19 protein-coding genes are annotated in these 22,531 nt (G+C 75.5%); 9 read left to right on the plus strand and 10 right to left on the minus strand.

Annotation, left to right across the window (positions count from 1 at the left end; all coding sequences use genetic code 11):
* Positions 1–8: 8 nt before the first annotated feature.
* Genes Q2K19_RS20000 through Q2K19_RS20020 form a run of 5 tightly spaced genes read right to left on the minus strand, consistent with a single transcriptional unit; the run spans position 9 to position 3,775 of the window.
* The gene (locus tag Q2K19_RS20000) at positions 9–1,136 is read right to left on the minus strand and encodes a glycosyltransferase family 2 protein (RefSeq protein ID WP_302762862.1); all 1,128 of its coding nucleotides are present in this window, start codon (positions 1,134–1,136) and stop codon (positions 9–11) included.
* Positions 1,133–1,984: a carotenoid biosynthesis protein gene (locus Q2K19_RS20005; protein ID WP_446839798.1), complete on the minus strand. Its 852-nt coding sequence runs from the start codon at positions 1,982–1,984 to the stop codon at positions 1,133–1,135. Before Q2K19_RS20005 ends, Q2K19_RS20000 begins: the two co-directional genes overlap by 4 nt.
* On the minus strand, positions 1,984–2,562 hold the full coding sequence (locus tag Q2K19_RS20010) for a GNAT family N-acetyltransferase (protein WP_302762864.1): 579 nt from the start codon (positions 2,560–2,562) through the stop codon (positions 1,984–1,986). The genes Q2K19_RS20005 and Q2K19_RS20010 overlap by 1 nt, the downstream gene beginning before the upstream one ends.
* Positions 2,559–3,290 carry a monooxygenase gene (locus tag Q2K19_RS20015; protein WP_302762865.1) on the minus strand — a complete coding sequence of 244 codons (732 nt, stop codon included), beginning with the start codon at positions 3,288–3,290 and terminating at the stop codon, positions 2,559–2,561. The genes Q2K19_RS20010 and Q2K19_RS20015 overlap by 4 nt, the downstream gene beginning before the upstream one ends.
* On the minus strand, positions 3,287–3,775 hold the full coding sequence (locus Q2K19_RS20020; protein ID WP_302762867.1) for a YbaK/EbsC family protein: 489 nt from the start codon (positions 3,773–3,775) through the stop codon (positions 3,287–3,289). The genes Q2K19_RS20015 and Q2K19_RS20020 overlap by 4 nt, the downstream gene beginning before the upstream one ends.
* 124 nt (positions 3,776–3,899) lie before the next feature.
* On the opposite strand from Q2K19_RS20020, the gene Q2K19_RS20025 reads away from it, so the two are divergent.
* Positions 3,900–7,400, plus strand: coding sequence for a PA14 domain-containing protein (locus Q2K19_RS20025; RefSeq protein ID WP_302762868.1), 3,501 nt, complete (start codon positions 3,900–3,902; stop codon positions 7,398–7,400).
* A 75-nt stretch (positions 7,401–7,475) separates the two neighbouring features.
* On the opposite strand, the gene Q2K19_RS20030 is transcribed toward Q2K19_RS20025, so the two are convergent.
* Positions 7,476–8,216 carry a TetR/AcrR family transcriptional regulator C-terminal domain-containing protein gene (locus Q2K19_RS20030; RefSeq protein ID WP_302762870.1) on the minus strand — a complete coding sequence of 247 codons (741 nt, stop codon included), beginning with the start codon at positions 8,214–8,216 and terminating at the stop codon, positions 7,476–7,478.
* 78 nt (positions 8,217–8,294) lie between these two features.
* On the opposite strand from Q2K19_RS20030, the gene Q2K19_RS20035 reads away from it, so the two are divergent.
* Positions 8,295–9,485, plus strand: a complete 1,191-nt coding sequence (locus tag Q2K19_RS20035) for an FAD-dependent monooxygenase (RefSeq protein ID WP_302762872.1) — start codon at positions 8,295–8,297, stop codon at positions 9,483–9,485.
* On the opposite strand, the gene Q2K19_RS20040 is transcribed toward Q2K19_RS20035, so the two are convergent.
* Genes Q2K19_RS20040 through Q2K19_RS20050 form a run of 3 tightly spaced genes read right to left on the minus strand, consistent with a single transcriptional unit; the run spans position 9,467 to position 12,215 of the window.
* Entirely contained in the window at positions 9,467–10,276 is an 810-nt protein-coding gene (locus Q2K19_RS20040) for an FAD:protein FMN transferase (RefSeq protein WP_302762873.1), read from the minus strand. The two genes, Q2K19_RS20035 and Q2K19_RS20040, sit on opposite strands and share 19 nt — an antisense overlap.
* A 14-nt stretch (positions 10,277–10,290) precedes the next feature.
* Positions 10,291–10,797, minus strand: coding sequence for an FMN-binding protein (locus Q2K19_RS20045; RefSeq protein ID WP_302762874.1), 507 nt, complete (start codon positions 10,795–10,797; stop codon positions 10,291–10,293).
* Positions 10,798–10,817: 20 nt separating this feature from the next.
* Positions 10,818–12,215, minus strand: a complete 1,398-nt coding sequence (locus tag Q2K19_RS20050) for a ferredoxin reductase family protein (protein WP_302762875.1) — start codon at positions 12,213–12,215, stop codon at positions 10,818–10,820.
* Between the two features lie 543 nt (positions 12,216–12,758).
* Between Q2K19_RS20050 and Q2K19_RS20055 the strand changes: the two genes are divergently transcribed.
* The 4 genes from Q2K19_RS20055 (at position 12,759) to Q2K19_RS20070 (ending at position 19,503) form a co-directional block, all read left to right on the plus strand.
* Positions 12,759–13,262: an SAV_6107 family HEPN domain-containing protein gene (locus Q2K19_RS20055; protein ID WP_302762876.1), complete on the plus strand. Its 504-nt coding sequence runs from the start codon at positions 12,759–12,761 to the stop codon at positions 13,260–13,262.
* Between the two features lie 137 nt (positions 13,263–13,399).
* The gene (locus Q2K19_RS20060; protein ID WP_302762878.1) at positions 13,400–14,176 is read left to right on the plus strand and encodes a hypothetical protein; all 777 of its coding nucleotides are present in this window, start codon (positions 13,400–13,402) and stop codon (positions 14,174–14,176) included.
* On the plus strand, positions 14,173–15,927 hold the full coding sequence (locus tag Q2K19_RS20065; RefSeq protein ID WP_302762880.1) for a DNA polymerase Y family protein: 1,755 nt from the start codon (positions 14,173–14,175) through the stop codon (positions 15,925–15,927). The genes Q2K19_RS20060 and Q2K19_RS20065 overlap by 4 nt, the downstream gene beginning before the upstream one ends.
* A 162-nt stretch (positions 15,928–16,089) precedes the next feature.
* A complete protein-coding gene (locus Q2K19_RS20070; RefSeq protein WP_302762881.1) occupies positions 16,090–19,503 on the plus strand; it encodes an error-prone DNA polymerase in 3,414 nt (1,137 codons plus the stop codon).
* 4 nt (positions 19,504–19,507) lie between these two features.
* Here the strand turns inward: Q2K19_RS20070 and Q2K19_RS20075 are convergent, their stop codons facing one another.
* Positions 19,508–20,236 (minus strand): sulfite exporter TauE/SafE family protein, encoded by a 729-nt coding sequence (locus Q2K19_RS20075; RefSeq protein WP_302762882.1) that lies wholly within the window; start codon positions 20,234–20,236, stop codon positions 19,508–19,510.
* A 176-nt stretch (positions 20,237–20,412) separates the two neighbouring features.
* Between Q2K19_RS20075 and Q2K19_RS20080 the strand changes: the two genes are divergently transcribed.
* Genes Q2K19_RS20080 through Q2K19_RS20090 form a run of 3 tightly spaced genes read left to right on the plus strand, consistent with a single transcriptional unit; the run spans position 20,413 to position 22,513 of the window.
* Complete coding sequence (locus Q2K19_RS20080) at positions 20,413–20,589, plus strand: hypothetical protein (RefSeq protein ID WP_302762883.1); 177 nt, start codon at positions 20,413–20,415, stop codon at positions 20,587–20,589.
* Positions 20,590–20,603: 14 nt separating this feature from the next.
* Positions 20,604–21,353: a methyltransferase domain-containing protein gene (locus tag Q2K19_RS20085; RefSeq protein ID WP_302762884.1), complete on the plus strand. Its 750-nt coding sequence runs from the start codon at positions 20,604–20,606 to the stop codon at positions 21,351–21,353.
* A complete protein-coding gene (locus Q2K19_RS20090; RefSeq protein WP_302762885.1) occupies positions 21,350–22,513 on the plus strand; it encodes an alkaline phosphatase family protein in 1,164 nt (387 codons plus the stop codon). Before Q2K19_RS20085 ends, Q2K19_RS20090 begins: the two co-directional genes overlap by 4 nt.
* Positions 22,514–22,531: the final 18 nt, after the last annotated feature.

Consider the following 22,531-nt stretch of genomic DNA (forward strand, 5'->3'; position numbering starts at 1 on the left):
GTGCCCCCCTAGCTGACCGGGCGACCCCGCCAGGTGAGCCGGTGCCGCTTCCGCAGATGGTACGACCGCAGGGTCAGCCAACCGAGGACCACGACCGACACGGAGTGTGCGAACGCGTCCGGCCAGGCCCGCCCGCCGGTGGCCCGCGCGGTGACCACCCGCCCGGCGACCCCGAGCAGCCAGGCCAGCGCCGCCAGGCCGGCCACGGCCGGCGCGCCGGCCACCAGCGCCGCTACGGCGACCAGCGGGGGAGCGGTGTAGAGCAGGAGCAGCAGGGTGACCACCACGGCCGCCGCGACCGGGTGCCCGAAGGAGGCCCAGAGCGACTTGGTGTAGCCGTCGCGCAGCTGCGGCCAGGTCTCGTACATCCGGCAGGCGGCCAGCCGGGAGCCGTCGGCCAGGGCGATCCGGCCGCCGGCCCGCTTGACCGCCCGGGCCAGCCCGATGTCCTCCAGGACCCGGTCGGCCACCGCCGCGTGCCCGCCGGCCCGCAGGTAGCCGGCCCGGTCCACCACCAGGAACTGCCCGCCGGCCGCGGCCAGCGACGGCCGCCGCGAACGCTCCATGGCGCGCAGCGGCAGGAAGGTCAGCCAGAGCCACTGCAACAGCGGCTGCACCAGCCGGTCGGCCGCCGTCCGCACCACGATCCGGGGGTACGGCGACAGCAGCGCCGCCCCCGCAGCGCGCAGCTCGGTCACCGCCGCCGCGACGGCGTACGGGGTGAGCACCACGTCGGCGTCGACGAAGGCGAGCACGGTCGGGGCCGAGTCGGCGCGGGTGGCGAGCTGCCAGCAGGCGTGCGGCTTGCCCAGCCAGCCGGGCGGCGGGGCGACCCCGGTGAGCAGGGTGAGCCGCGGGTCGCCGCCGGCCACCGCGCGGACCACGTCGGCGGTGCCGTCGGTCGAGCCGTCGTCGAGCGCCACGATCCGCAGGTCGGGCACGCCCCGCTGGGCGAGCAGCGCGCGCAGGCACGGGGTGACCCGGGCGGCCTCGTCGCGCAGCGGCAGCAGCACCGCCACCGCCTCGGTCACCTCGACCGGGCCGGCGGCGGGGCGGCGCAGCCAGCAGGTGGCGTTCACAAGCGTGTGCGCGGTGAGTGCGGCGACCCCGACGAGCAGGACCAGGACGGCGGTCATGCCGGCGCGTCGACGCCCGGGCGGGCGGCGGGCTCCGGCGCCGGGCTGCCGGCGCGGCGGGCGCGCAGCAGCGCCGCGGCCAGCGGCACGGCGGCCACCGCCATCCCGGCCGCGCCCCAGAGCGCGGAGGCGGGCAGCCGGAGGAAGACCGCGTGCGCCAGCACGCTCGAGGCGTACGTCCACAGGTAGAGCGCGAACATCGGGGCGTCCCGCCGGTCGGCGCGGTCGGCGGCCGGCCCGGCGAGCGGGCGCAGCGCGCTCATCAGCAGCACCGCGAAGAGCAGCCAGCCGAGGTAGTTGCTGGCCGGGACGCCGGGCAGCCCGGGCAGGGCGGGGGTGCCGTCCCGCCAGACCCAGTAGCCCTCGGCCACCATCTGCGGGTCGAGGAAGAGGTCCCAGGCGGCCAGCCCGACCGCGGCGAGGGTGACCCGGCCGAGGCGGTCCACCCAACCGGGCGCCGGCCGGTCGCCGCCCGGCCCGGCACGCCCGGTGAGCCGGACCGCGGTGAGCCACGCCGGCCACGCCATCCAGGTCCAGGCGAGGGGGATGATCAGCGGCACCCCGGCCAGCTTCGGGCCCAGCTCGCCGGAGTAGTCGTAGCCGCCGAACGGGAAGCCGGTGGCCACCCCGAGCGCCTCGATCGCGAAGCCGCCGCCGGTGGCCACCGCGACCAGCGCGAACGCCGCCCGGGTGCCCCGGGTGAGCAGCGCGTGGCCGACGGAGAGCAGCCAGCCGAGCAGGACCGTGGCCACGGTCAGGCCGGCCCGGGTGGCGCCGGCGGTGAGCGGGTAGCAGATCTGGGCGAGGACCAGACCGGCCAGCACCGCCCAGGGCAGCCGGCGTCGGATCACGACGGGGCCGGACCGGGCCCGGCGCCGGGGGCGGGCGGGGGCAGCGGCAGGTCCCGGCCGAGCACGCCGAACGGCCGTTCGTCGCCGGGGAAGTGGAAGCGGCGGAGCACGTCGACGAAGCCGAAGCGGCGGTAGAGCCGCCAGGCGCGGGACTTCTGCTCGTCGGCCTCGGGGGTGGAGAGCAGGGTGGTCGTGCCCTCCGCCATGGTGAGCAGGGCGCGCAGCTGGCCGGCGCCGAGGCCGTGCCCCTGCGCGGGCGGGCGCACGTGCAGCTCCACCACCTCGAAGCAGTGGGTCAGCCAGCGCTGCCGGGCCTCGGCGTCCAGCGCCCGGTGCACCTGGTCGTGCCACCACTGGCCGGACGCGCCGAGGTAGCCGTACCCGAAGCCGGCCAGGTGCCCCTCGGTGGTGAGGCTGGCGACGGCGCGGAAGCCGGGGCGGCGGACGTGGGTGGCGATGTAGCCGCGCCGGGCCTCCAGCAGGTCGGGGCGGTAGCCCATCGCCTCGCCGTAGACGGCCACCACGTCGTCCAGCCGCCGGACCAGATCGTCCGGCGTCCACCGCACCAACCTCATGCGTGTCCTTTCGCCGTTTCCGGGTCGCCCTCGACGACCCATCCCAGCACCGTCCGATCGCCGACCACGTCGCCCACCGCGAACCGCGCGAACAGTTCCTCGGCGTACCACCCCTCAATGGGGGTACGGGTGATCGCGGCGCGGTGCTCCGGGTGACGGTACGCGAACGCGACCAGGTCCGCCGGATCCCGCCACAGACTCACCGTGCCCTGCCAGCCGAGCGGCGCCTCGCCGACGCCGAACCGGGCGAGCAGCCCGGGCGCGGCGTGCAGGGCGGCGGCGACGGGGGGAATGGCCCGCCAGAAGGTGACCGCCCGGCGGGCCCGCAGCCGGGCCCGGGTCAGCGCCAGCACCGGCCCGGTGACCGGGCCGCCGGCCGGCTCGCCGAACGGCCGCCGGCCGGACCACTCGCCCCGGCTGGTCAGCGGGCGCAGCTCCATCCGGACCGCGGCGTGGGCGAGCCGGGCCCAGGACCGGCCGACCGGCGAGGCGTCGAAGCCGGCCGCCGCGGCGGGGGAGTCCCAGACCACCAGGGCGGCCCAGCGGGTCAGGTCGGCGTCGCCGGGACCGAAGCCGGTGCCGGTCCCGGTGCCGAGCAGCTTGGCGAACCGGACGCCGGGGAGGCGGCGCAGCCGCGCCGGGTGGGTGGCCATCCGGGCCAGCGCCCGGGGCACCGCCGCCCGGGGGATCCGCCACACGTGCAGCGTGACCAGCTCGGGAACGCTCACGCCACCTCGGCCGCCGTGCCGCCGGTGATCCGCAGCAGCTCCGCGTACGTGGTGGGGAAGACCGCCTGCGGCACGCCGCCGGCCGCCCACACCTCGCCGTACGCCTCAAGGGCCGTGTCCACCAGGGTGCGCAGCGGCCGGGGGTGGCCGACCGGGGCGACGCCGCCGATCACCTGCCCGGTGTGCTGCCGGACGAACTCCGGGGTGGCCCGGCGCAACCGGGTGACCCCGATGGACGCGGCGAGCCCGGCGGTGTCCACCCGGTGCGCGCCGGAGGTGAGGACCAGCAGCGGGGTGGCGTCGGCGTCGAAGACGAGCGAGTTGGCGATGGCGCCGACGCCGACGCCGAGCGCCTCGGCCGCCGCCGCGGCGGTGTGCACCGCCTCGGGCAGCAGGCGGACCTGGCTCGGGTCGCCGGAGCCGTTCCGCGCGCCCGCGTCGTCGAGCGCCCGTTGCACCGCCTGCACGTTCTGATGTGGCTGCATGTGGGCCATTCTTCCCGGTACGCCTCGACCCCCTTCACCCGCCCGCTCGGCCTGTCGCCGCCCGTTCCGCGCGTCCGCTGCGATGATGAGCGGGCTTCACATGCCCTGACGGGAGTCGATCCACATGCGCAGCGCCGAGTCGAAGTACCTGAATGCCGGCATTCTGGTCGTGGTGTGCGCCCTGGTGGCCGCCATGCTCCCGGCCCGCCCGGGGGCGGCCGCACCTCCGACGGACTTCCAGAGCTCGCTGGTCGTGGGATCGGGCCTGGACGGGCCGTCCGGCTTCGAGATCGCCCCCGACGGCCGGATCTTCATCCTTGAGCGTGCCGGCAAGGTGAAGGTGGTCAAGGACGGCCAGCTCCTCGCCCAACCCTTCGCGGACCTGCCCTCCGAGCCCACCGGCGACCGGGGCCTCATCGGCATCGCCTTCGATCCCGAGTTCGGGGTGTCGAACCACTATGTGTACTTCTATTACACCGGCCTCGACCTGCTCAACCACCTGGTCCGCTTCGACGCCTCCGGCGACGTCGGCACCAACGGGCCCTACCAGATCTTCAGCACCCGGTCGCCGTCCCAGCAGCTGCACGTCGGGGGAAGCATCGGGTTCGGGCGGGACGGCAAGCTCTACCTCGCGGTGGGGGACAACGGTTATCCGGCGAACGCGCAGAACCTGAGCAATCCGCACGGGAAGGTGCTGCGCATCGACAAGGACGGCTCCATCCCCACCGACAACCCCTTCTACGGTCAGGCCGGCAAGGACCCGGCCATCTGGGCGTACGGCTTCCGCAACCCCTGGCGCTTCCAATTCGACAGCGCGACCGGGGAGCTGTACGGGGCGGACGTGGGCGACTACACGTGGGAGGAGCTCAACCACATCGTCAAGGGCGGCAACTACGGCTGGCCGCTCAAGGAGGGGGTCTGCACCGCGGACTGTGCGGGATTCACCGACCCGATCCACGCCTACCCCCACAACGGGCGCAGCGCGGCCGTCACCGGTGGCCCGGTCTACCGCGGCGCCATGTTCCCCCCGCAGTACCAGGGCCGGCTCTTCTTCGGCGACTACGCGCAGGGTTTCATCAGGATGGCCCAGCTCGACGCGAGCGGCGCCGTCACGGCGGTGGACGACTTCGACACCTCCGCGGGCAGCGTCGTGGACCTGAAGGTGGCCGCCGACGGCTCGCTGTACTACCTCACCTACTACCCGGGTGAGCTGTACCGGGTCACCTACAACACCACGTCCCATGTCCCCGTCGCGCAGGCCGCGGCGGACGTCACGAAGGGCGTCGGCCCACTCCAGGTGCAGTTCTCCAGCGCCGGGAGCAGCGACCCGGACGGTGATCCGCTCACCTACCGGTGGGACTTCGGCGACGGGACGACGAGCACGGCGGCGAACCCCAGCAGGACCTACTCGGACGTCGGCGTGTTCACCGTGCGCCTGACGGTGTCCGACGGGCAGCACCAGACCTCGGCGAAGCCGATCGTGATCCAGGTGGGTATCCCGCCGACGCTGACCGTGGGAGCGCCCACGGAGGGTGCGACGTACCGGGCCGGTGACACCATCACGTACACCGCCTCGGCCGTCGACGCCGCGGGGTTCGACCTCAACGACGCGGCGCTCAAGACCGAGGTCCGGCTGCACCACGGCACCCACGTCCACCCCTTCGTCGGGCCGCTGACCGGCCGGGTCGGGTCGTTCACCATCCCGACGACCGGCGAGGCCTCGGCGGACACCTGGTACGAGATCATCGTGACCGCCACCGACACCAACGGTCTCGCCACCACCAGGTCGGTCAACATCTATCCGCGCAAGTCGACGTTCACCCTGGCCACCCAACCGGCCAACCTCGGGCTGACCCTCGACGGCGTCCCGGTGACCACGCCGAGGACCGTCGAGGGCGTGGTCGGCTTCCAACGGGAACTGGCCGCACCGGCCACCGCGGTGACCGCCGACGGGACCGTCCACCACTTCACCGGCTGGTCGGACAACAGGCAGATCCGGCACGTCATCGCCACGCCCGCGACCGCCACCACCTACACCGCCACCTACGCCCCGTCGACCCCGTTCACCGGCACGTACTTCGCCAACAAGGACCTGTCCGGGACGCCGGTGCTGACCCGGCCGGACCGGCAGATCGACTTCGTCTGGCAGAACGATTCACCGGCGCCCGGGGTCCCGTCGGACAACTTCTCCGTCCGGTGGGTCAAGAGTCAGTACTTCGCCGCCGGGCGCTACCGCTTCACCACGGCGACCGATGACGGGGTCCGGCTCTACATCGACAACCGGCTGGTGATCGACCGCTGGCAGACCCAGTCGAACACCGCCTACGACCACGTCATCGACCTCGGTGCCGGCAACCACACGCTGAAGATGGAGTACTTCGACAGCGGCCTCAACGCCCTGGCGAAGTTGACCTGGGACGCGACGCCCGATCAACCGGACGAGTCGTTCCTCGCGCAGTACTGGAACACGCCGGACGCCGGCCGGGTGCCGGCGATCCCCACCACGCCGCCGACCCTCTCCCGCAACGAGGCCACGATCAACTACCGCTGGTGGGGTGGCTCGCCGGCGCCGCAGATCGCCACGGATCACTTCGTCGCCCGCTGGAGCCGGACGATGAACCTGGCGCCCGGGATCTACGAGTTCGCCGCGACCGCCGACGACGGCGTGCGGCTCAGCGTCGACGGGGTGCGGGTGATCGACAAGTGGATCGACCAGAGCGCCACCACGCACACCGCGCGGGTCGTCATCGACGGGGGCCCGCACAACGTCGTCATGGAGTACTACGAGAACACGTACGACGCGACCGCCCAGCTGACCTATCGGCAGGTGGAGGAGCTACCCCAGCCCACGGACTACACGGCCGAGTTCTGGAACACCGCCGCCGGGTCGCCCCCCTCGATCCCCACCGGCCCGCCCGTGGTGAGCCGCAGCGACGCGCGGATCAACTTCGCCTGGGGCGCCGGCGCGCCGGCCGCCGGCGTCAACGCCGACCAGTTCGTCGCGCGCTGGACCCGCACCGACACCCTGTCCGCCGGGGTGTACCGGTTCAGCGGCGTCAGCGACGACGGGATCCGGGTGTTCGTCGACAACGTGCCGATCGTCAACCAGTGGCGAGACCAGAACGCCGCCTACAGCGTCGACGCGGTCGTCCTCGGTGGGACGCACACCATCCGGGTGGAGTACTACGAGAACGCCCGGGACGCGCGGGTGACGTTCGACTACGCCCGCGTCGCGGACGTCACGCCGTCCACCGGGTACGCGGCCGAGTACTTCGCCAACCGGGACCTGTCCGGGCAACCGGCGGTGACCCGTCAGGAGGTCGCGGTCGACTTCGACTGGCGGTCCGGCTCGCCCGACCCCACGATTCCCGCCGACAACTTCTCCGCGCGCTGGACCCGGACCATGCAGCTGGCCGGTGGGACGTACCGGTTCGAGGCGACCGGGGACGACGGGATCCGGGTCCTGGTGGACGGCGTCGTGGTGCTGAACGGCTGGTCGGATCATTCGCCGACGACGTTCACCGCGGACGTGCCGCTCACCGCCGGCTCCCACAAGATCACCATCGAGTACTACGAGAAGGGCGGAAGCGCGCTGGCCCGGTTCAGCGAACCCACCCTGCGCTGAGCGGGAGGGCGGCGCGGACGCGCGGGCTCACCGCGACCGTGCCGCGCCCGACCCACCGGAGCCGTGGCGGCCGGGTCATGGCCGACGCGGGGCGGGTCCGGCGGCCCGGGCGGCGATCAGGGCCTCGATGCCGTCGAGGATGCGGGCCAGGCCGAAGTCGAGGGCCTGGTCGCCGGGGGCGTGGGGCGGGATCGCGCGCAGCGCGGCGGCCAGCGCCGGGAACCGGTCCTCCCGGCCGCGCACCAGCACGGTGAACGCGGCCTCCCGGCCGTGCTCCGGGGCGGTGCCGGCGGCCGCGTGCTGGGCCAGGTTGCGGGCGTGCCCGATCAGCAGCACCGCCACGTCGAGCTGCTCGTCGCCGGTCAGCCCGGTGCCGGTGAGGGCGGCGACCACGCGTTCCAGCCAGGCCAGCTCGTTCGGCCCGGGCACCCGCGGGATGATGGTCGCGGCGTGCGCCCACGGGTGGCGGCGGAACCGGTCGAAGATCTCCCGGGTCCAGTCGTCGAGCTGGGTACGCCAGTCGGCGCCCGCCGGGGGCGGGGGCGGCTCGCCGATCGCCGTCTCCAGCATCAGGGCGACCAGCTCGATCTTGCCGGGCACGTAGCGGTAGAGCGCCATCTTGGTGACGCCGAGCGACTCGGCGACCCGCTGCATGATCAGCCCGTCGAGCCCGTCGGCGTCGGCGATCGCGATGCCGGCCCGGGCGATGGCCTCGATGGTGAGGGTGGGGCGGGGGCCGCGCCGGGGCCCGCTGGGGGTGCTCCACAGCAGCTCGTACAACCGCCGCTTGTCGACGCCACCGGTCTCCACGCTCACCCCTCTTGTCCGTGGGCCATCACCGTGTCTACAGTAATCTGTATCCGACAGACACAGTTTATTTCCGGGGGGAAAGAGATGCGCGTTTCGCTGCGCGGATTCCGCGTACTCGTCTCCGGGGCCGGCGTGGCCGGCCCTGCAGTGGCCTGGTGGCTGGCCCGCTACGGGGCCGAGGTCACCGTCGTCGAGGCCGCCCCGGCGCTGCGGACCAGCGGCTTCGCGGTCGACTTCCGCGGGCCGACCCACCTCGGCGTGCTGGCCGCCATGGGCGTGCTCGACGAGCTGCGCGCGGTGCAGACCCACGCCGGCGCGATGAGCCGGGTGGACGAGCACGACCGGGAGATCTTCCGGCTGCCGGCCGAGTTCGCCGGCGGCGAACTGGAGGTCCGCCGCCGGGACCTGTCCCGGATCCTGTACGAGCGCGGCGCCGACCGGGTCGGGTACCGGTTCGGGGACCGGATCACCGCGCTCACCGAGACCGCCGACGGGGTGCGGGTCGACCTGGCCCGAGGTGACTCCCGCACCGTCGACCTGGTGGTCGGCGCGGACGGGATGCACTCCGGCGTACGGCGGCTGGCCCTCGGCCCCGAGTCGGCGTACGTCACCCACCTCGGCTACCACCTGGCCGGCTGGGACCTGCCCAACGACCTGGCGGCGGGACCGGTCCCCCGGCAGTACAACGTCCCCGGCCGGATGGCCAGCGTGACCGCCGACCCGCGCGAGCCCGACCGGGCCACCGCCCTGGTCGTCTTCGCCGGGCCCCGGCAGGAGCACGACCGGCTCGACCTGGACCGGCAGAAGGCGCTGATCGGCGACGCCTTCGCCGGGCTGGGCTGGCACGTGCCCCGGCTGCTGGCCGGCCTGCGGGACGCGCCGGAGGTCTACTTCGACGCGATCGCCCGGGTGCGCGTGCCCCGCTGGCACAGCGGCCGGGCCGTGCTGCTCGGCGACGCGGCCTGGGGGGTCACCCTCGGCGGGATGGGGGTCGGCACCGGCCTCGTCGGGGCGTACGTGCTCGCCGGCGAGCTGGCCCTGGCCGGCGGCGACCACCGGGTCGCGCTGCCCGCGTACGAGCGGCGGATGCGAACGTACGCCTCCCGCTGGCAGCGCGGCGCCAGCCCCGGCCACTTCCTCGCCCCGGCCAGCGGGTGGGGCCTGTGGCTGCGGGACCGGCTGCTGGCCGCCCGCCCGGTCCAGTCGATGCTGGTGCGCAGCACCGGGTCGCTGGCCACCGAGGCGGACCTGCCCGACTACGCGGCCCGGGTCTGAGCCGCTCGGGGTCCGGGCCAGTTCGGGGTGGCCCGGACCCGGCCGGCGGCGTCCACCAGCAGCGCCGCGTACCCGTCCAGGGTGGCCAGCCAGTCCAGCGCGTCCGCGCCGCGGGCGACGGCCGCGGTCGCGTACACGTCGGCCCAGAGCAGCTCGGGGCCGACCACGGTGACCGACCGGACGGCCTCGGCCGGCCGCCCGGCGCGCGGGTCCACGATGTGCGTGCCGCGCCGCGCGGTGCCCGAGGTGGCGACCGCGCCGTGCGCCCGTTCGACGACGTCGAGCATCCGCTCCGGACGGTCGGGGTCCTCGATCCCGACCCGCCAGGCCGGCCGGCCCGGCGCGGTGCGCAGCAGCACGTCCCCACCCGCGTTGAGGCAGAGGTCGTGCCCGGGCAGGTCGGCGAGGTGCCGTGCGGCCCGCTCCACCGCCCACCCCTTGACCAGGCCGGACGGGTCGAAGCCGGGGCCGCCGCCGGGCAGCGGCAGGCGCCGGGCGTCGAACCATCCGCCGGTACGGACGCGGGCCGCCTCGCACAGCTCCACCACCTCGCGCACGTCGGGCGACGCGGCGGCCGGGTCGGGCGCGGCCCCGCCGAGCCGGCCCAGCACGCTGTCCGGCCGGTACGTGCTGAACGTCGCGTCCACCTCGCGCAGCTCGGCGAAGACCCGCTCCACCCGCTGCGCCACCGCGTCGGTGCGCACCTCGGGACCGCGCAGGTGCACGCTGACCGGCAGCCCCATCACCTGCACCACCCAGGCGCGCCGGTCGGGTTCGATCCTCAGGTCCATCCTCGCCACCCCGCTCACTTGAGGTGCGCCGCGTCGATCGCGGACTGCAGGGACTCCCGGTAGCCGTCGCTGGTCACGGTGGCCCCGGAGACGGTGTCGATCCGCGCGCTCTGCGCCGCGAGGGCCTGCTGCCGCAGGATCGGCACCGCGTAGTCGTTGATCTCCTGGTCCCGGCGGTTGCCGTCCGGCACCCGTAGGGCGGTGACGTCGGTGATCTTCCCGGCGGAGACGGTGATCTTCACCTGCACCGGTCCCCACCGGGTCTGCGCCACCGACCCGGTGGCCGTGCCGTTGCCGCTCGACGTGCCGCCGTTGCCGCTCGACGTGCCGCCGCTCGACGAGCCCGCGGAGTCGGCGGTGGAGTCGTCGTCCGTGCTGCTCCAGGAGCTGCCGGCCGGGCCGCCGGCGCCCGAGGCGATCGCGCTGCTCTCCCCGCCCGTGCCCATGGTGCTGGTCTTGTAGCTGAACAGCAGCACCAGCGCGGCCACCGTCGAGAGGAGCCAGATGGTGATCCGTCGCACGGATCCTCCTTTCCTGCCTGTCACCAGGCGAAGCGTTCGTGGTGGGTGTGCGCGTCGGGCACCCCGGCCGCGCGGGTGGCGGCGCGGGCGGCGTCGACCCAGCCGTCCGGTCCGCAGAGGAAGACGTCGTGGGTGGTGATGCCGGGGGAGAGCCGGCGCAGCGCCTCCGCGTCGGACATCCCCTCGGCGTACGCCGGCAGCCAGGACGGGCGCCCGGCCCGGGGGCCGACCAGGTAGTGCACGACCAGCCCGCGCTCCGCGGCGAGCCGGTCCAGCTCCGCCCGGAAGGCCAGGTCCGCAGGTGTTCGCGCGCGGTAGAGCAGCACCGCCTGACCCGGGGCGTACGGCAGCTCCCAGAGCAGCGCCAGCAGCGGGGTGATGCCGACCCCACAGGCCAGCAGGGTGATCCCACCGCCCCGCCAGTGCTCGCCGGTCAGCCGCCCGTACGGCCCCTCGACCAGCACCTTCGTGCCGGGGCGCAGGGTGGCCACCCGGGCGCTGTCGTCGCCGAGGTCCTTGACCGTGATCCGCATCAGGTCCCCGTTCGGCGGGGCGGACAGCGAGTACGGATGCGCCCGGGACCAGCCGGGGCCGTCCAGGAACCGCCAGAGCAGGAACTGTCCGGCCCGGGCGGGCAGCCGGTGCAGGTCGCGTCCGCGCAGCCAGACCGAGGTGATTCCGGGGCCCTCGGGGACCACCGCGGCCACCTCGATCCGGTGCCGCAGCGACCGCCAGGCGGGCAGCCCGAGCCGGTAGACCAGCACGCTGGCCAGCGCCAGCAGGTAGACGGTCCACCAGTAGGCGCGGGCGGCCGGCGAGGCGAGGAAGTCGGCGCCGGTCCAGAGCTGGTGCGGCAGCGCCAGCGCGATGCCGAGGTACGCGTACAGGTGCAGCAGGTGCCAGGACTCGTAGCGCAGCCGGCGGCGGGCCGCGCGGATCGAGGTCACCACCACCAGCACCAGCAGGCCGAACGCCGCGGTGGCCAGCAGCATCCCCGGGTAGGTGACGACCAGGTCCCAGGTCTCGGCCAGCACGCCGCGCCGGGCGGTGCCGGCGTACCCGAGGACGGTCAGCAGCACGTGGGCGAGGAGCAGGTGGAAGGAGGTGAAGCCGGCGAGCCGGTGCCAGCGGGCGATCCGGTCCTGACCGAAGCGCCGCTCGATCAGCGGCACCCGAGCCATCAGCACCACCTGGATGAGCATCAGGTCGGCGCTGACCAGGCCGGCGAGCCGGCCGAGCGAGGTGAGCCCGGTGGGCCCCCCGCCCAGCAGTTCCTGCACCCCGCGGTCGGCGGTCCAGAGGGCGATGACGACCAGCAGGCTGAGCACCGCCGCGCTGCCGGCGACATCGGCCCACCAGGCGGGGACCGTCGGCAGGGCGCGGCGCACCGCGCGCCGGTCGGCGACGGCGGCGGTCACCGGAGGGTGTCTTCGGTACGGCTGATGTTCATGACGTCCACCTTGGGGCAGGGAAATCTGTGCCCCCTTTGCCGATGCTGTGCCCCGGCTGAGAATCCGGTCGGCCCGCCGGCGTGTCCCGACGACGCGTCCGGCCATCGGCGCCTCCGGCGCGTCACACGTTGCATTTTCGTCGGAGGGGGGGTGTACTGTCAGAGCAGTTAGAACGAGTGTTCGATTCGGTCGTACGCTCGTTCCAACGATCCGGGAGAGGTGTTTCGCGGCGCCGGCTCCCGGGAGGTGCGGTTCCGCGGACCGCACCGGGCACCGGACAGTCGCGAGTCCGGTCCCGTCAAGGCAGGATCGTCGCCCGCCGCCCACGACCCCCGGGCGGCGGGCGACGGACCCGCCGGTACGCCGGCCGGGTGTGGTGTGGGGAAGCTCCACACCCGGCCGGCCCCCACACGGTGCGTCTTCCTCCGCACCACCGCTCCGGGCGGTCCCGCCGGCGGATCCGATCCGTCGCGCGTCCCGCCCGCCCCGGCTCGAAGCGGAGGAGAGACCATGCCGACCAGTCCGGCCCAGGCCCCGACGGTGCCCGCGCACGTGCTGCCGCACCGCACCCCCGCCCAGTTGCTCGTGGTGGCCCGCGAGGGGCTGACCGAGGCCGCCCGCACCCGCCCCGACGGCCTCCGGTACGCCGCCGCCCACCTCGCCGCGCTGCGTGCCGCCGCCGCCCTGCTCGCCGCCCGCGCCCGCCCGGCACCCGCCCGGCGCAACCGGATCACCAGCGTCTGGGTGCTGCTCTCCACCGTCGCTCCCGAGCTCGACGAGTGGGCCGGCTACTTCGCCGCCGGGGCGAGCAAGCGGGCCGCCGCCGAGGCCGGCATCCCCCGGGTGGTCACCGCCCGGGAGGCCGACGACCTGCTCCGCGCCGCCGAACAGTTCGTGACCGTGGTGGAGACCGCGCTCGGGCTGGCGCACCAGCCGGCGCTCGACGGTCTGCACCGGCCACTCCGGCTCGGCGTGTCTGACGCCATGTCGAGACCCGGAGCAGCCGCCGCCTGAGTCGTGGCGTCCGGCCACCATGGCGGGACCCAGGGTGGCCGGACGCCGCCCGGACGCGCGTCGCGGCGGACGTCGACGATCTAGCACGTAGCACCAGGCGGGAACGATCCCGCGCGACACGACAGGGGGTTGGTCCGATGGCGGGCCGCATGGTGGTCGGTTCCGCCGCACTGGCCGAGCTGGTACGCCCGGCGAGCGCGCCCGACCCGGCGGGCGGTCACCGGGTGCTGCCCGTCCGGCCCGAGCTGACCGGGCTGCTGCCCCACCGCGGGCTGCGGCGCGGTAGCACCATCGCGGTCGGCGTCGGGCAGCCCCGGCGCAGCGGCGGCACGTCGCTGATCCTCGCCCTGCTCGCCGAGGCGTCCCGGGCCGGCTCCTGGTGCGCCGTGGTCGGGGTGCCGACCTTCGGGGCCGGCGCGGCGGCCGAGGCCGGGATCGCCCTGGACCGGCTCGCCCTGGTGCCGCATCCCGGGCCCGAGTGGCCCACCGTCGTCGCCGCGCTCATCGACGGGGTCGACGTGGTGGTCACCGCCGTGCCGACCACCGTCTCCGCCTCCGTCGCCGACCGGCTGGCCGCCCGGGCCCGGCAGCGCGGCAGCGTGCTCGTCCCGTACGGCCGGTGGGACGGCGCGGACGTCACGCTCCAGGTGGTCCGCGGGGTCTGGGAGGGGCTCGGGCCGGGCCGGGGCAGGCTACGCCGCCGCGAGGTCACCGTCTCGGCGCGCGGTCGGGGCGCCGCCGCCCGCCCCAAGGAGATCAAGGTCTGGCTGCCCGGCGACGAGCTGACCCGGGTCATCCCCCGGGCGGCCGGGGTGGGCGGCGCCGCGCGCGTCACCGCGCCCCGGCGGCTCCGGGTGGTGGCGGCCGCCGCCGACCCGGCTGCCCGGCCCCTCACCCTGGCCGGGCCGGCATGACCGTTGCGCCGGTGCGGACCCTGCTGCTCTGGTGCCCCGACTGGCCGGTCCTCGCCGCCGAGATCGTCGACGGGGTGCCCGCCACCGACCCGGTCGCGGTGCTGCACGCCAACCGGGTGGTCGCCTGCTCCGAGCGGGCCCGCGCCGAGGGCGTACGCCGGGGGCTGCGCCGGCGGGAGGCGCAGGGGCGCTGCCCGCAGCTCATCGTCGTCGACCACGACCCCGGCCGGGACGCCCGGGCGTTCGAGCCGGTGGTGGCCGCCGTCGAGGAGGTGGCCGCCGGGGTGGAGGTGATCCGCCCCGGGGCCTGCGCGCTGGCCGCCCGGGGGCCGAGCCGCTACCTCGGTGGGGAGGAGGCGGCGGCCGAGCGGATCGTCGAGCACGTCGCCCAGACCTGCGTGGTGGAGAGCCAGGTCGGCATCGCCGACGGGGTCTTCGCCGCCGGCCTGGCCGCCCGGGACGGGCGGATCGTGCCGCCCGGCGGGACTACGGAGTTCCTGGCCGGCCTGCCGGTGGAGGCGCTCGGCCGGCCGGCCCTGACCGACCTGCTGCGCCGGTTGGGGGTGCGTACCCTCGGCGACTTCGCCGCGCTGCCCGCCGGGGACGTGCTGGCCCGGTTCGGGTTCGACGGGGCGCTGGCCCACCGGCTCGCCGCGGGCCGGGACCACCGGCCGCTCGCGGTCCGGCAGCCGCCGGCCGACCTGACCGTCACCGCCGACTACGACGAGCCGCTCGACCGGGTCGACGCCGCGGCGTTCGCCGCCCGCATGCTGGCCGAACAACTGCACGAGCGGCTCGCCGGGTACGGGTTGGCCTGCACCCGGCTCGGCATCGAGGCGGTCACCGCGCACGGTCAGGAGCTGCACCGGGTCTGGCGGCACGACGGCCTGCTCACCGCCGCGGCCATCGCCGACCGGGTCCGCTGGCAGTTGGACGGCTGGCTCTCCGGCAGCAACGGCCGGGGCGGCGCCCGCCCGGCCCGCCCCACCGCCGGGATCATCCGGCTGCGGCTGGTGCCGGACGGGGTGCTCGCCCAGGCCGGCCTGCAACCCGGGCTCTGGGGGGAGACCGGCGAGGAGCGGGAGCGGGCGCACCGCGCGCTGAGCCGGGTGCAGGGCATCCTCGGCCCCGAAGCGGTGGTCACCGCCGTGCTCGGCGGTGGGCGCTCCCCGGCCGACCAGGTGCGCCTGGTCCCGTGGGGCGACGAACGCCTGCCCGCCCGCCCGGGGCCACCGTCCCTGCCGGCCGAGCCGGGCCCGCCGGCCGGTGCGGCGTCTTCGGTTGAGTCGGCACGGCCGGTTGAGTCGGCGCGGCCGGTTGAGTCGGCGCGGCCGGTTGAGTCGGCGCGGTCGGGCGGGGCGGCCTCTTCGGTCGAGTCGGCGCGGTCGGGCCGGGTGGGGCGGTCGGGTGGCGCGGCGCCGGTCCCGCCGTGGCCGGGACGGCTGCCGCCGCCCGCGCCGGCCGTGGTGCTGCCGACCCCGCTCCTCGCCACCGTGCACGACGCCGCCGGCGAGCCGGTCGTGGTCAACGCCCGGCTGGCGGTGAGCGCCGCGCCCGCCCGCCTGGTCGTCGGCACCGGCCGGCCGGCCGAGATCGTCGGCTGGGCCGGCCCCTGGCCGGTGGACGAGCGCTGGTGGGCGCCGGCCGAGGCCCGGCGGCGGGCCCGGTTCCAGGTCGGCCTGGCCGACGGCGCCGCCCTGCTGCTCGCGGTCGAGGGCGGCCAGTGGCTGGTGGAGGCGATCTATGACTGAGCGGAAAGCGTCGCGCCCCCGACCCGTCGGACGCTACGAACTTGATGACCTGAACGGATCGCCGTTCGTCTCCGGCCCGCTGACTCGTCCGCGCCATCAAGCTGGTAGGCGACCACCGGTCATCCGCCACCCGGCGCCGGCTCGCCGCCGAGGGGTGCGGCGATGAGCTTCCACAACCCGAATCTGCCCTGGTCGGAGCTGGAACGGGTGCTCTCCGGGCGACCCGGCGGCGGACCGGGCGGTGGCGGGCGGGGCGGCAAGGGGCGGCCCCGGGACGGGCACGGGCACCGGGGCGAGCGACACCTGCACGTGGTGGACCCGCTGGCGGTCGACGCCGACGGCGGCGACTCCCCGGCGTGGAGCCGCAAGCGGCAGCAGTACACGCCGCCCGAGCTGCCCCGCCCGGACGGCGCGGTGCCCTACGCGGAGCTGCACGCGCACTCCAACTTCAGCTTCCTCGACGGCGCCAGCCACCCCCAGGAGCTGGCCGAGGAGGCGGCCCGGCTGGGGCTCACCGCGCTCGCCGTCACCGACCACGACGGCTTCTACGGCGTGGTGCGCTTCGCCGAGGCGGCCCGCGCGTTGCACCTGCCGACCGTCTTCGGCGCGGAGCTCTCCCTCGGGCTGCCCGGCCCGCAGAACGGCGAGCCCGACCCGCTCGGCCGGCACCTGCTGGTGCTCGCCCACGGCCACGAGGGGTACGCCCGACTCGCCGCCACCATCTCCCGGGCCCAGCTGCGCGGCGGCGAGAAGGGCCGCCCGGTCTACGGCGAGCTGGCGGAGGTCGCGGCGGAGCTGCGCGACCACGTGCTGGTGCTCACCGGCTGCCGCAAGGGGCACGTGCCCGCCGCGCTGCTCACCGAGGGCGTCGACGCCGCCGCCCGGGAGCTGGACCGGCTCACCGCCCTCTTCGGCGCCGAGACGGTGGCGGTGGAGCTGACCGATCACGGCCACCCGGTCGACGCCGACCGCAACGACGCGCTGGCCGAGCTGGCCGCCGCGGCGGGGCTGCCCACCGTGGCCACGAACAACGTGCACTACGCCACCCCGGGCCGCCGTCGGCTGGCCACCACCCTGGCCGCGGTCCGGGCCCGGCGCAGCCTGGACGAGATCGACGGTTGGCTGCCCGCCGCCGCCACCGCCCACCTGCGCAGCGGCGCGGAGATGGCGGCGCGGTTCGCCGCGTACCCGGGTGCGGTGGCCCGGGCCGCCGAGTTCGGCGCGGAACTCGCCTTCGACCTGCAACTGGTCGCGCCGAAGCTGCCGGCGTATCCGGTGCCGACGGGGCACACCGAGATGAGCTGGCTGCGCCGGCTGACCATGGACGGCGCCCGGGAGCGCTACGGCCCGCCCGAGGCGCACCCGGAGGCGTACGCGCAGCTGGAGCACGAGCTGCGGATGATCGACGACCTCGGCTTCCCCGGCTACTTCCTGGTGGTCTACGACATCGTCGCCTTCTGCCGCGAGCAGGACATCTACTGCCAGGGCCGGGGCTCGGCGGCCAACTCGGCGGTCTGCTACGCGCTGCGGATCACCAACGTGGACGCGGTCCGGCACCGGCTGCTCTTCGAGCGTTTCCTCGCCCCGGAACGGGACGGGCCGCCCGACATCGACGTGGACATCGAGTCCGACCGCCGGGAAGAGGTGATCCAGCACGTCTACGCCCGGTACGGCCGGGAGCACACCGCCCAGGTCGCCAACGTCATCTCGTACCGGCCCCGGTCGGCGGTGCGGGACGTGGCCAAGGCGTTCGGCTTCTCGCCGGGGCAGCAGGACGCCTGGAGCAAGCAGATCGACCGCTGGGGCTCGGTCGCCGCGGTCGACGTGGAGGACATCCCCGAGCAGGTGGTGGCGTACGCCAACGAGCTGCAGACGTTCCCCCGGCACCTGGGCATCCACTCCGGCGGCATGGTGATCTGCGACCGGCCGGTGATCGAGGTCTGCCCGGTGGAGTGGGGGCGGATGCCCGGCCGCAGCGTGCTCCAGTGGGACAAGGACGACTGCGCCGCCGTCGGGCTGGTCAAGTTCGACCTGCTCGGCCTCGGCATGCTCTCCGCCCTGCACTACGGCTACGACCTGATCGGGTCCCGGCTCGACCTGGGCGACATGACCCTGGACGACCCCGAGGTCTACGACATGCTCTGCCGGGCCGACTCGGTCGGGGTGTTCCAGGTGGAGAGCCGCGCGCAGATGGCCACCCTGCCCCGGCTCAAGCCCCGGCAGTTCTACGACCTGGTGGTGGAGGTGGCGCTGATCCGGCCCGGCCCGATCCAGGGCGGCTCGGTGCACCCGTACATCCGGCGCAAGAACGGCCAGGAGCCGGTGACGTTCCCGCACCCGCTGATGCGCAACGCGCTGGAGAAGACCCTCGGCGTGCCGCTGTTCCAGGAGCAGCTCATGCAGCTCGCCATCGACCTGGCCGGCTTCGACGCGGCGGAGGCCGACCAGCTGCGCCGGGCGATGGGGGCGAAGCGCTCGGTGGAGCGGATGGCGCAGATCGCCGACCGGCTGTACGCGGGGATGGCCGAGCGGGGCATCACGGGGGAGCTGGCCGACGACGTCTACCGCAAGCTCACCGCCTTCGCCAGCTACGGCTTCCCGGAGAGCCACGCGATGAGCTTCGCCTACCTGGTGTACGCCAGCTCCTGGCTCAAGCGCTACCACCCGGGCCCGTTCCTGGCCGCCCTGCTCAACGCCCAGCCGATGGGTTTCTACTCGCCGCAGACCCTGGTCGACGACGCCCGCCGGCACGGCGTGGAGGTACGCCGGCCGGACATCAACGCCAGCGGCGCCAAGGCGGTGCTGGAGTCCACACCGGAGACCCGGTGGGGGAGCCAGCCGGGCGAGCCGCCGCACGCCTGGGGGTTGGGCGGCCCGGCGGTCCGGCTCGGGCTGGGCAGCGTACGCACTCTCGGCGACGACGTGGCCGAGCGGATCGAGGCGGAGCGGACGGCCCACGGGCCGTACCGCGACATGCCGGACCTGGCCCGCCGGGTCGGCCTGACCGCCGCGCAGCTGGAGGCGCTGGCCACCGCGGACGCCTTCGCCTGTTTCGGGCTGACCCGGCGGCAGGCACTCTGGGCCGCCGGCGCGGCGGCCCAGGACCGGCCGGGCCGGCTGCCCGGCACGGTGACCGGCGCGGCCCCGCCCACCCTGCCCGGGATGGAGGCGGTGGACCGCCTCGTCGCCGACGTCTGGGCCACCGGCCTGTCCCCGGAGAGCCACCCGGCCCGGTTCATCCGGGACCGGCTGGACGCCCTGGGCGCGGTGCCGATCGCCCGGCTCGGCCGGGTGGATCCCGGGCAGCGGGTCCGGGTCGGCGGGATCGTCACCCACCGGCAGCGGCCGGCGACCGCGGGCGGCGTCACCTTCCTCAACCTCGAGGACGAGACCGGGATGCTCAACGTCACCTGCTCACCGGGACTCTGGCAGCACTACCGGCGGGTGGCCCGGACCAGCGCCGCCCTGGTGGTGCGGGGGCGGTTGCAGCGGCACGAGGGGGTCACCAGCCTCACCGCCGACCGGCTCGATGCGATCGACCCGCCGGTCACCCCGGCCTCCCGCGACTTCCGCTGACCTGCTATCCGGCCAGGCCGGCCAGGCCGGCCAGGGCCGCGCCGGCGCTGCCGAGCAGCCCGAACAGCACGATCCGCCGGAACACCACCGGGGCGATCCGGTGGAACAGGCGGTTGCCCAGCCACCAGCCCAGCGGTACGGCGGGCAGTGCCACCAGGGCCGTCCGCACCACGTCGGCGTGCACCTGGCCGGTCGCGGCGAACCCGGCCAGTCCCATCAGGCCGGTGCCGGCGAAGGTCGCGGCGATGGTGGCCCGGAAGGTGCGCGGGTCGTAGCCGAGCGAGTGGAAGGCGGCCACCAGCGGCGGCCCGTTGGTGCCGGTGGCGGCGGTGAGCACGCCCACGAGCACGCCGACGGACCCCAGCCCGACCCGGCCGGTCCGGAACCGGGCGCCGGACCAGACCAGCGCTACGCAGCCGAGCACCACCACCGCGATCAGCGCCCGGAGCACCCGTTCCGGCGCGTACGCGAGCACCAGCAGGCCGACCGGCAGCCCGAGCACGGCGCTTCCGGTGAGGGCCAGCGCCACCCGCCAGCGGGCGTACGCGCGCTCCCGCACGGCCGCGATCAGGGTCACCCCGATGCCGGTCAGCGCGGAGACCACGACGGCGCCGCGCGGGTCCAGCGCGGCGGCGAGCAGCGGGACGGTCACCAGTGCGTAGCCGAAGCCGCTGACCGCCTGCGCGACGGCGCCGAGCAGCACGATGCCGAACGCGACGAGCAGCACGACCATCAGGTCAGCCTGATCCGGACGGCACCGGGCCGGCAACCGGACCGCCCCCCGGAGATCTTCGCCACATCCGTTCCGAACGGGCATGACATCAGCCACAGCGACGTTTTCACCATCGGCGGGCCAGAGATACGGTCCGCCGCGTGGGCAGAGCGGCCCACGCAGGAAAGGTGGACACGATGACGGGGAGCAACACCTACCGCGGCGTCGCCAACGCACGCCGGACCCGACTCGGTGCGGACTGGGTCCCGGCGCACGACACCGAGGTGCACGAATACCCGGTGACCGACGGGCCGGTGGCCAACACCCACCGCTCGCGGGCCGAGGAGGACCCGGCCGGGGGCGGCGAGTCCTGACCCTGCCGGCGCGGATGACTAGGCTCGGCGGGGTGGAGCAGACCCGAACCCTCACCCCCCGCACCGCTGTCATCTGGGCGGTGCTCGGGGCCGAGCTGGACCGGCGGGCCGGCGAGCAGCTCACCGTGCTCGACGTCGGCGGCGGGACCGGCGGCTTCGCCGTCCCGCTCGCCGAGGCCGGCCACCGGGTCACCGTGGTCGACGCCAGCCCCGACGCGCTCGCCGCGCTGACCCGCCGGGCCGCCGAGGCCGGGGTCGCCGATCGGGTACGTGCGGTGCAGGGCGACGCCGACGCGCTCACCGGGCTGGTCGAGCCGGCCAGCGTCGACCTGGTGATCTGCCACTCCGTCCTCGAGGTCGTCGACGAACCGGCGTCGGTGGTGTCCGCGCTCGTCGGCGCGCTGCGCCGCGGTGGCGCGGCCAGCGTCCTGGTCGCCGGCCGGGCCGCCGCCGTGCTCAGCCGGGCGATGAACGGCCACCTCGACGTGGCCGCGGCGCTCGCCGCCAACCCGCACGGCGTCGCCGGCCCGCGGGACACCCTGCGCCGACGGTACGACGCCGACGGGGCCGAAGCGCTGCTCGCCGACGGCGGGCTCACCGTCGAGGAGATCCACGGGGTACGCGTCCTGGCCGACCTGCTCCCCGCCGCCGTGGCGGACGGTCAGCCGGCCGCCCTGGTCGAGCTGGAACGGGCCCTGGCCGCCCGGCCGCCGTACCGGGACCTCGCCGCCCAGCTGCACCTGTTCGCCCGCCGCCCGGCATGACCGACCCGGCGGTGGATCCGCTCGACCCGGTTCCGCCCCGCTACGGCGGCGGCAGCCTCGTCGACGTCCTGCCCAGCGCGTGCGCGCTGCTCGGCGTGCCCGGCGCGGCCGACCTGCTCGGCCTGCACCCCCGGCTGGCCGGGGTACGCCGGATCGCCGTGCTGCTGGTCGACGGGCTCGGCTGGTACCAGATCCCCACCGCCGCCCCGTACGCCCCGACGCTGGCCGGTCTGGTCGCCACCGTCGGCGCCCCGCTCACCTCCGGCTTCCCGTCGACCACCCCGACCAGCCTGGTCAGCCTCGGCACCGGTCGCCCGTCCGGGGCGCACGGGGTGCTCGGTTTCAAGGTGCGGGTCCCCGACACCGACCGGGTGCTCAGCCACATCGAGTGGGCCGGCGACCCGGAGCCGCTGCGCTGGCAGCCCGTCGCGACCTGGTACGAGCGGGCCAGCGCCGCCGGGGTCGCGGTGACCGTGGTCAGCCGCCCCGAGTACGCCGGCAGCGGCCTCACCCTCGCCGCCAACCGGGGCGGCGACTACCGGGGCGCGTCGGACGCCGACGCGCTCGCCACCCGGATGCTGGCCGCCCTCGCCGCCGGCGCCGGGCCGACCCTGGTCTCCGGCTACCACCCCGACCTGGACCGGCACGGTCACCTCAGCGGCGTCGACTCGGTCCCGTGGCGGCTCGCCGCCGCCGAGGTCGACCGGCTGCTGGCCCGGCTGGTCGACGGGCTGCCGCCGGACGCCGCGCTCCTGGTCACCGCCGACCACGGCCAGCTCAACGTGCCCGACGCGCACCGGATCGACCTGGACACCGATCCCCGGCTGCGGGCCGGCGTCCGGGTGGTCGCCGGCGAGCCCCGGATTCGCTACCTGCACGTCGAGCCCGGCGCCGCCGCCGACGTGGTGGCGGCCTGGTCGGCGGTGCTGGGCGACGCGGCCTGGGTGACCACCCGGGACGAGGCGGTGGCCACCGGCTGGTTCGGGCCGGTGCCCGAGGAGCACCTGGTCCGGATCGGCGACGTGGTGGTGGTCTGCCGGGGCACGTACGCCGTGGTCGCCACCCGGTCGGAGAAGCCGATGGAGTCCCGGCTGGTGGCGTACCACGGGTCGGACACCGCGGCCGAGATGACCATCCCACTGCTGGTGGTGCGGGGCTGACCGGTCGGGTTGTCGGAC

This window comes from Micromonospora sp. NBRC 110009, assembly GCF_030518795.1.
GTDB lineage: Bacteria > Actinomycetota > Actinomycetes > Mycobacteriales > Micromonosporaceae > Micromonospora.

Excerpts from the sequence above, each read along its gene's own strand:
- Q2K19_RS20000 (WP_302762862.1), bottom strand. The coding sequence starts at position 1,136 with ATGACCGCCGTCCTGGTCCTGCTCGTCGGGGTCGCCGCACTCACCGCG.
- Q2K19_RS20010 (WP_302762864.1), bottom strand. The coding sequence starts at position 2,562 with ATGAGGTTGGTGCGGTGGACGCCGGACGATCTGGTCCGGCGGCTGGAC.
- Q2K19_RS20020 (WP_302762867.1), bottom strand. The coding sequence starts at position 3,775 with ATGCAGCCACATCAGAACGTGCAGGCGGTGCAACGGGCGCTCGACGAC.
- Q2K19_RS20025 (WP_302762868.1), top strand. The coding sequence starts at position 3,900 with ATGCGCAGCGCCGAGTCGAAGTACCTGAATGCCGGCATTCTGGTCGTG.
- Q2K19_RS20035 (WP_302762872.1), top strand. The coding sequence starts at position 8,295 with ATGCGCGTTTCGCTGCGCGGATTCCGCGTACTCGTCTCCGGGGCCGGC.
- Q2K19_RS20040 (WP_302762873.1), bottom strand. The coding sequence starts at position 10,276 with ATGGACCTGAGGATCGAACCCGACCGGCGCGCCTGGGTGGTGCAGGTG.
- Q2K19_RS20055 (WP_302762876.1), top strand. The coding sequence starts at position 12,759 with ATGCCGACCAGTCCGGCCCAGGCCCCGACGGTGCCCGCGCACGTGCTG.
- Q2K19_RS20060 (WP_302762878.1), top strand. The coding sequence starts at position 13,400 with ATGGCGGGCCGCATGGTGGTCGGTTCCGCCGCACTGGCCGAGCTGGTA.
- Q2K19_RS20065 (WP_302762880.1), top strand. The coding sequence starts at position 14,173 with ATGACCGTTGCGCCGGTGCGGACCCTGCTGCTCTGGTGCCCCGACTGG.
- Q2K19_RS20070 (WP_302762881.1), top strand. The coding sequence starts at position 16,090 with ATGAGCTTCCACAACCCGAATCTGCCCTGGTCGGAGCTGGAACGGGTG.
- Q2K19_RS20075 (WP_302762882.1), bottom strand. The coding sequence starts at position 20,236 with ATGGTCGTGCTGCTCGTCGCGTTCGGCATCGTGCTGCTCGGCGCCGTC.
- Q2K19_RS20080 (WP_302762883.1), top strand. The coding sequence starts at position 20,413 with ATGACGGGGAGCAACACCTACCGCGGCGTCGCCAACGCACGCCGGACC.
- Q2K19_RS20085 (WP_302762884.1), top strand. The coding sequence starts at position 20,604 with ATGACTAGGCTCGGCGGGGTGGAGCAGACCCGAACCCTCACCCCCCGC.
- Q2K19_RS20090 (WP_302762885.1), top strand. The coding sequence starts at position 21,350 with ATGACCGACCCGGCGGTGGATCCGCTCGACCCGGTTCCGCCCCGCTAC.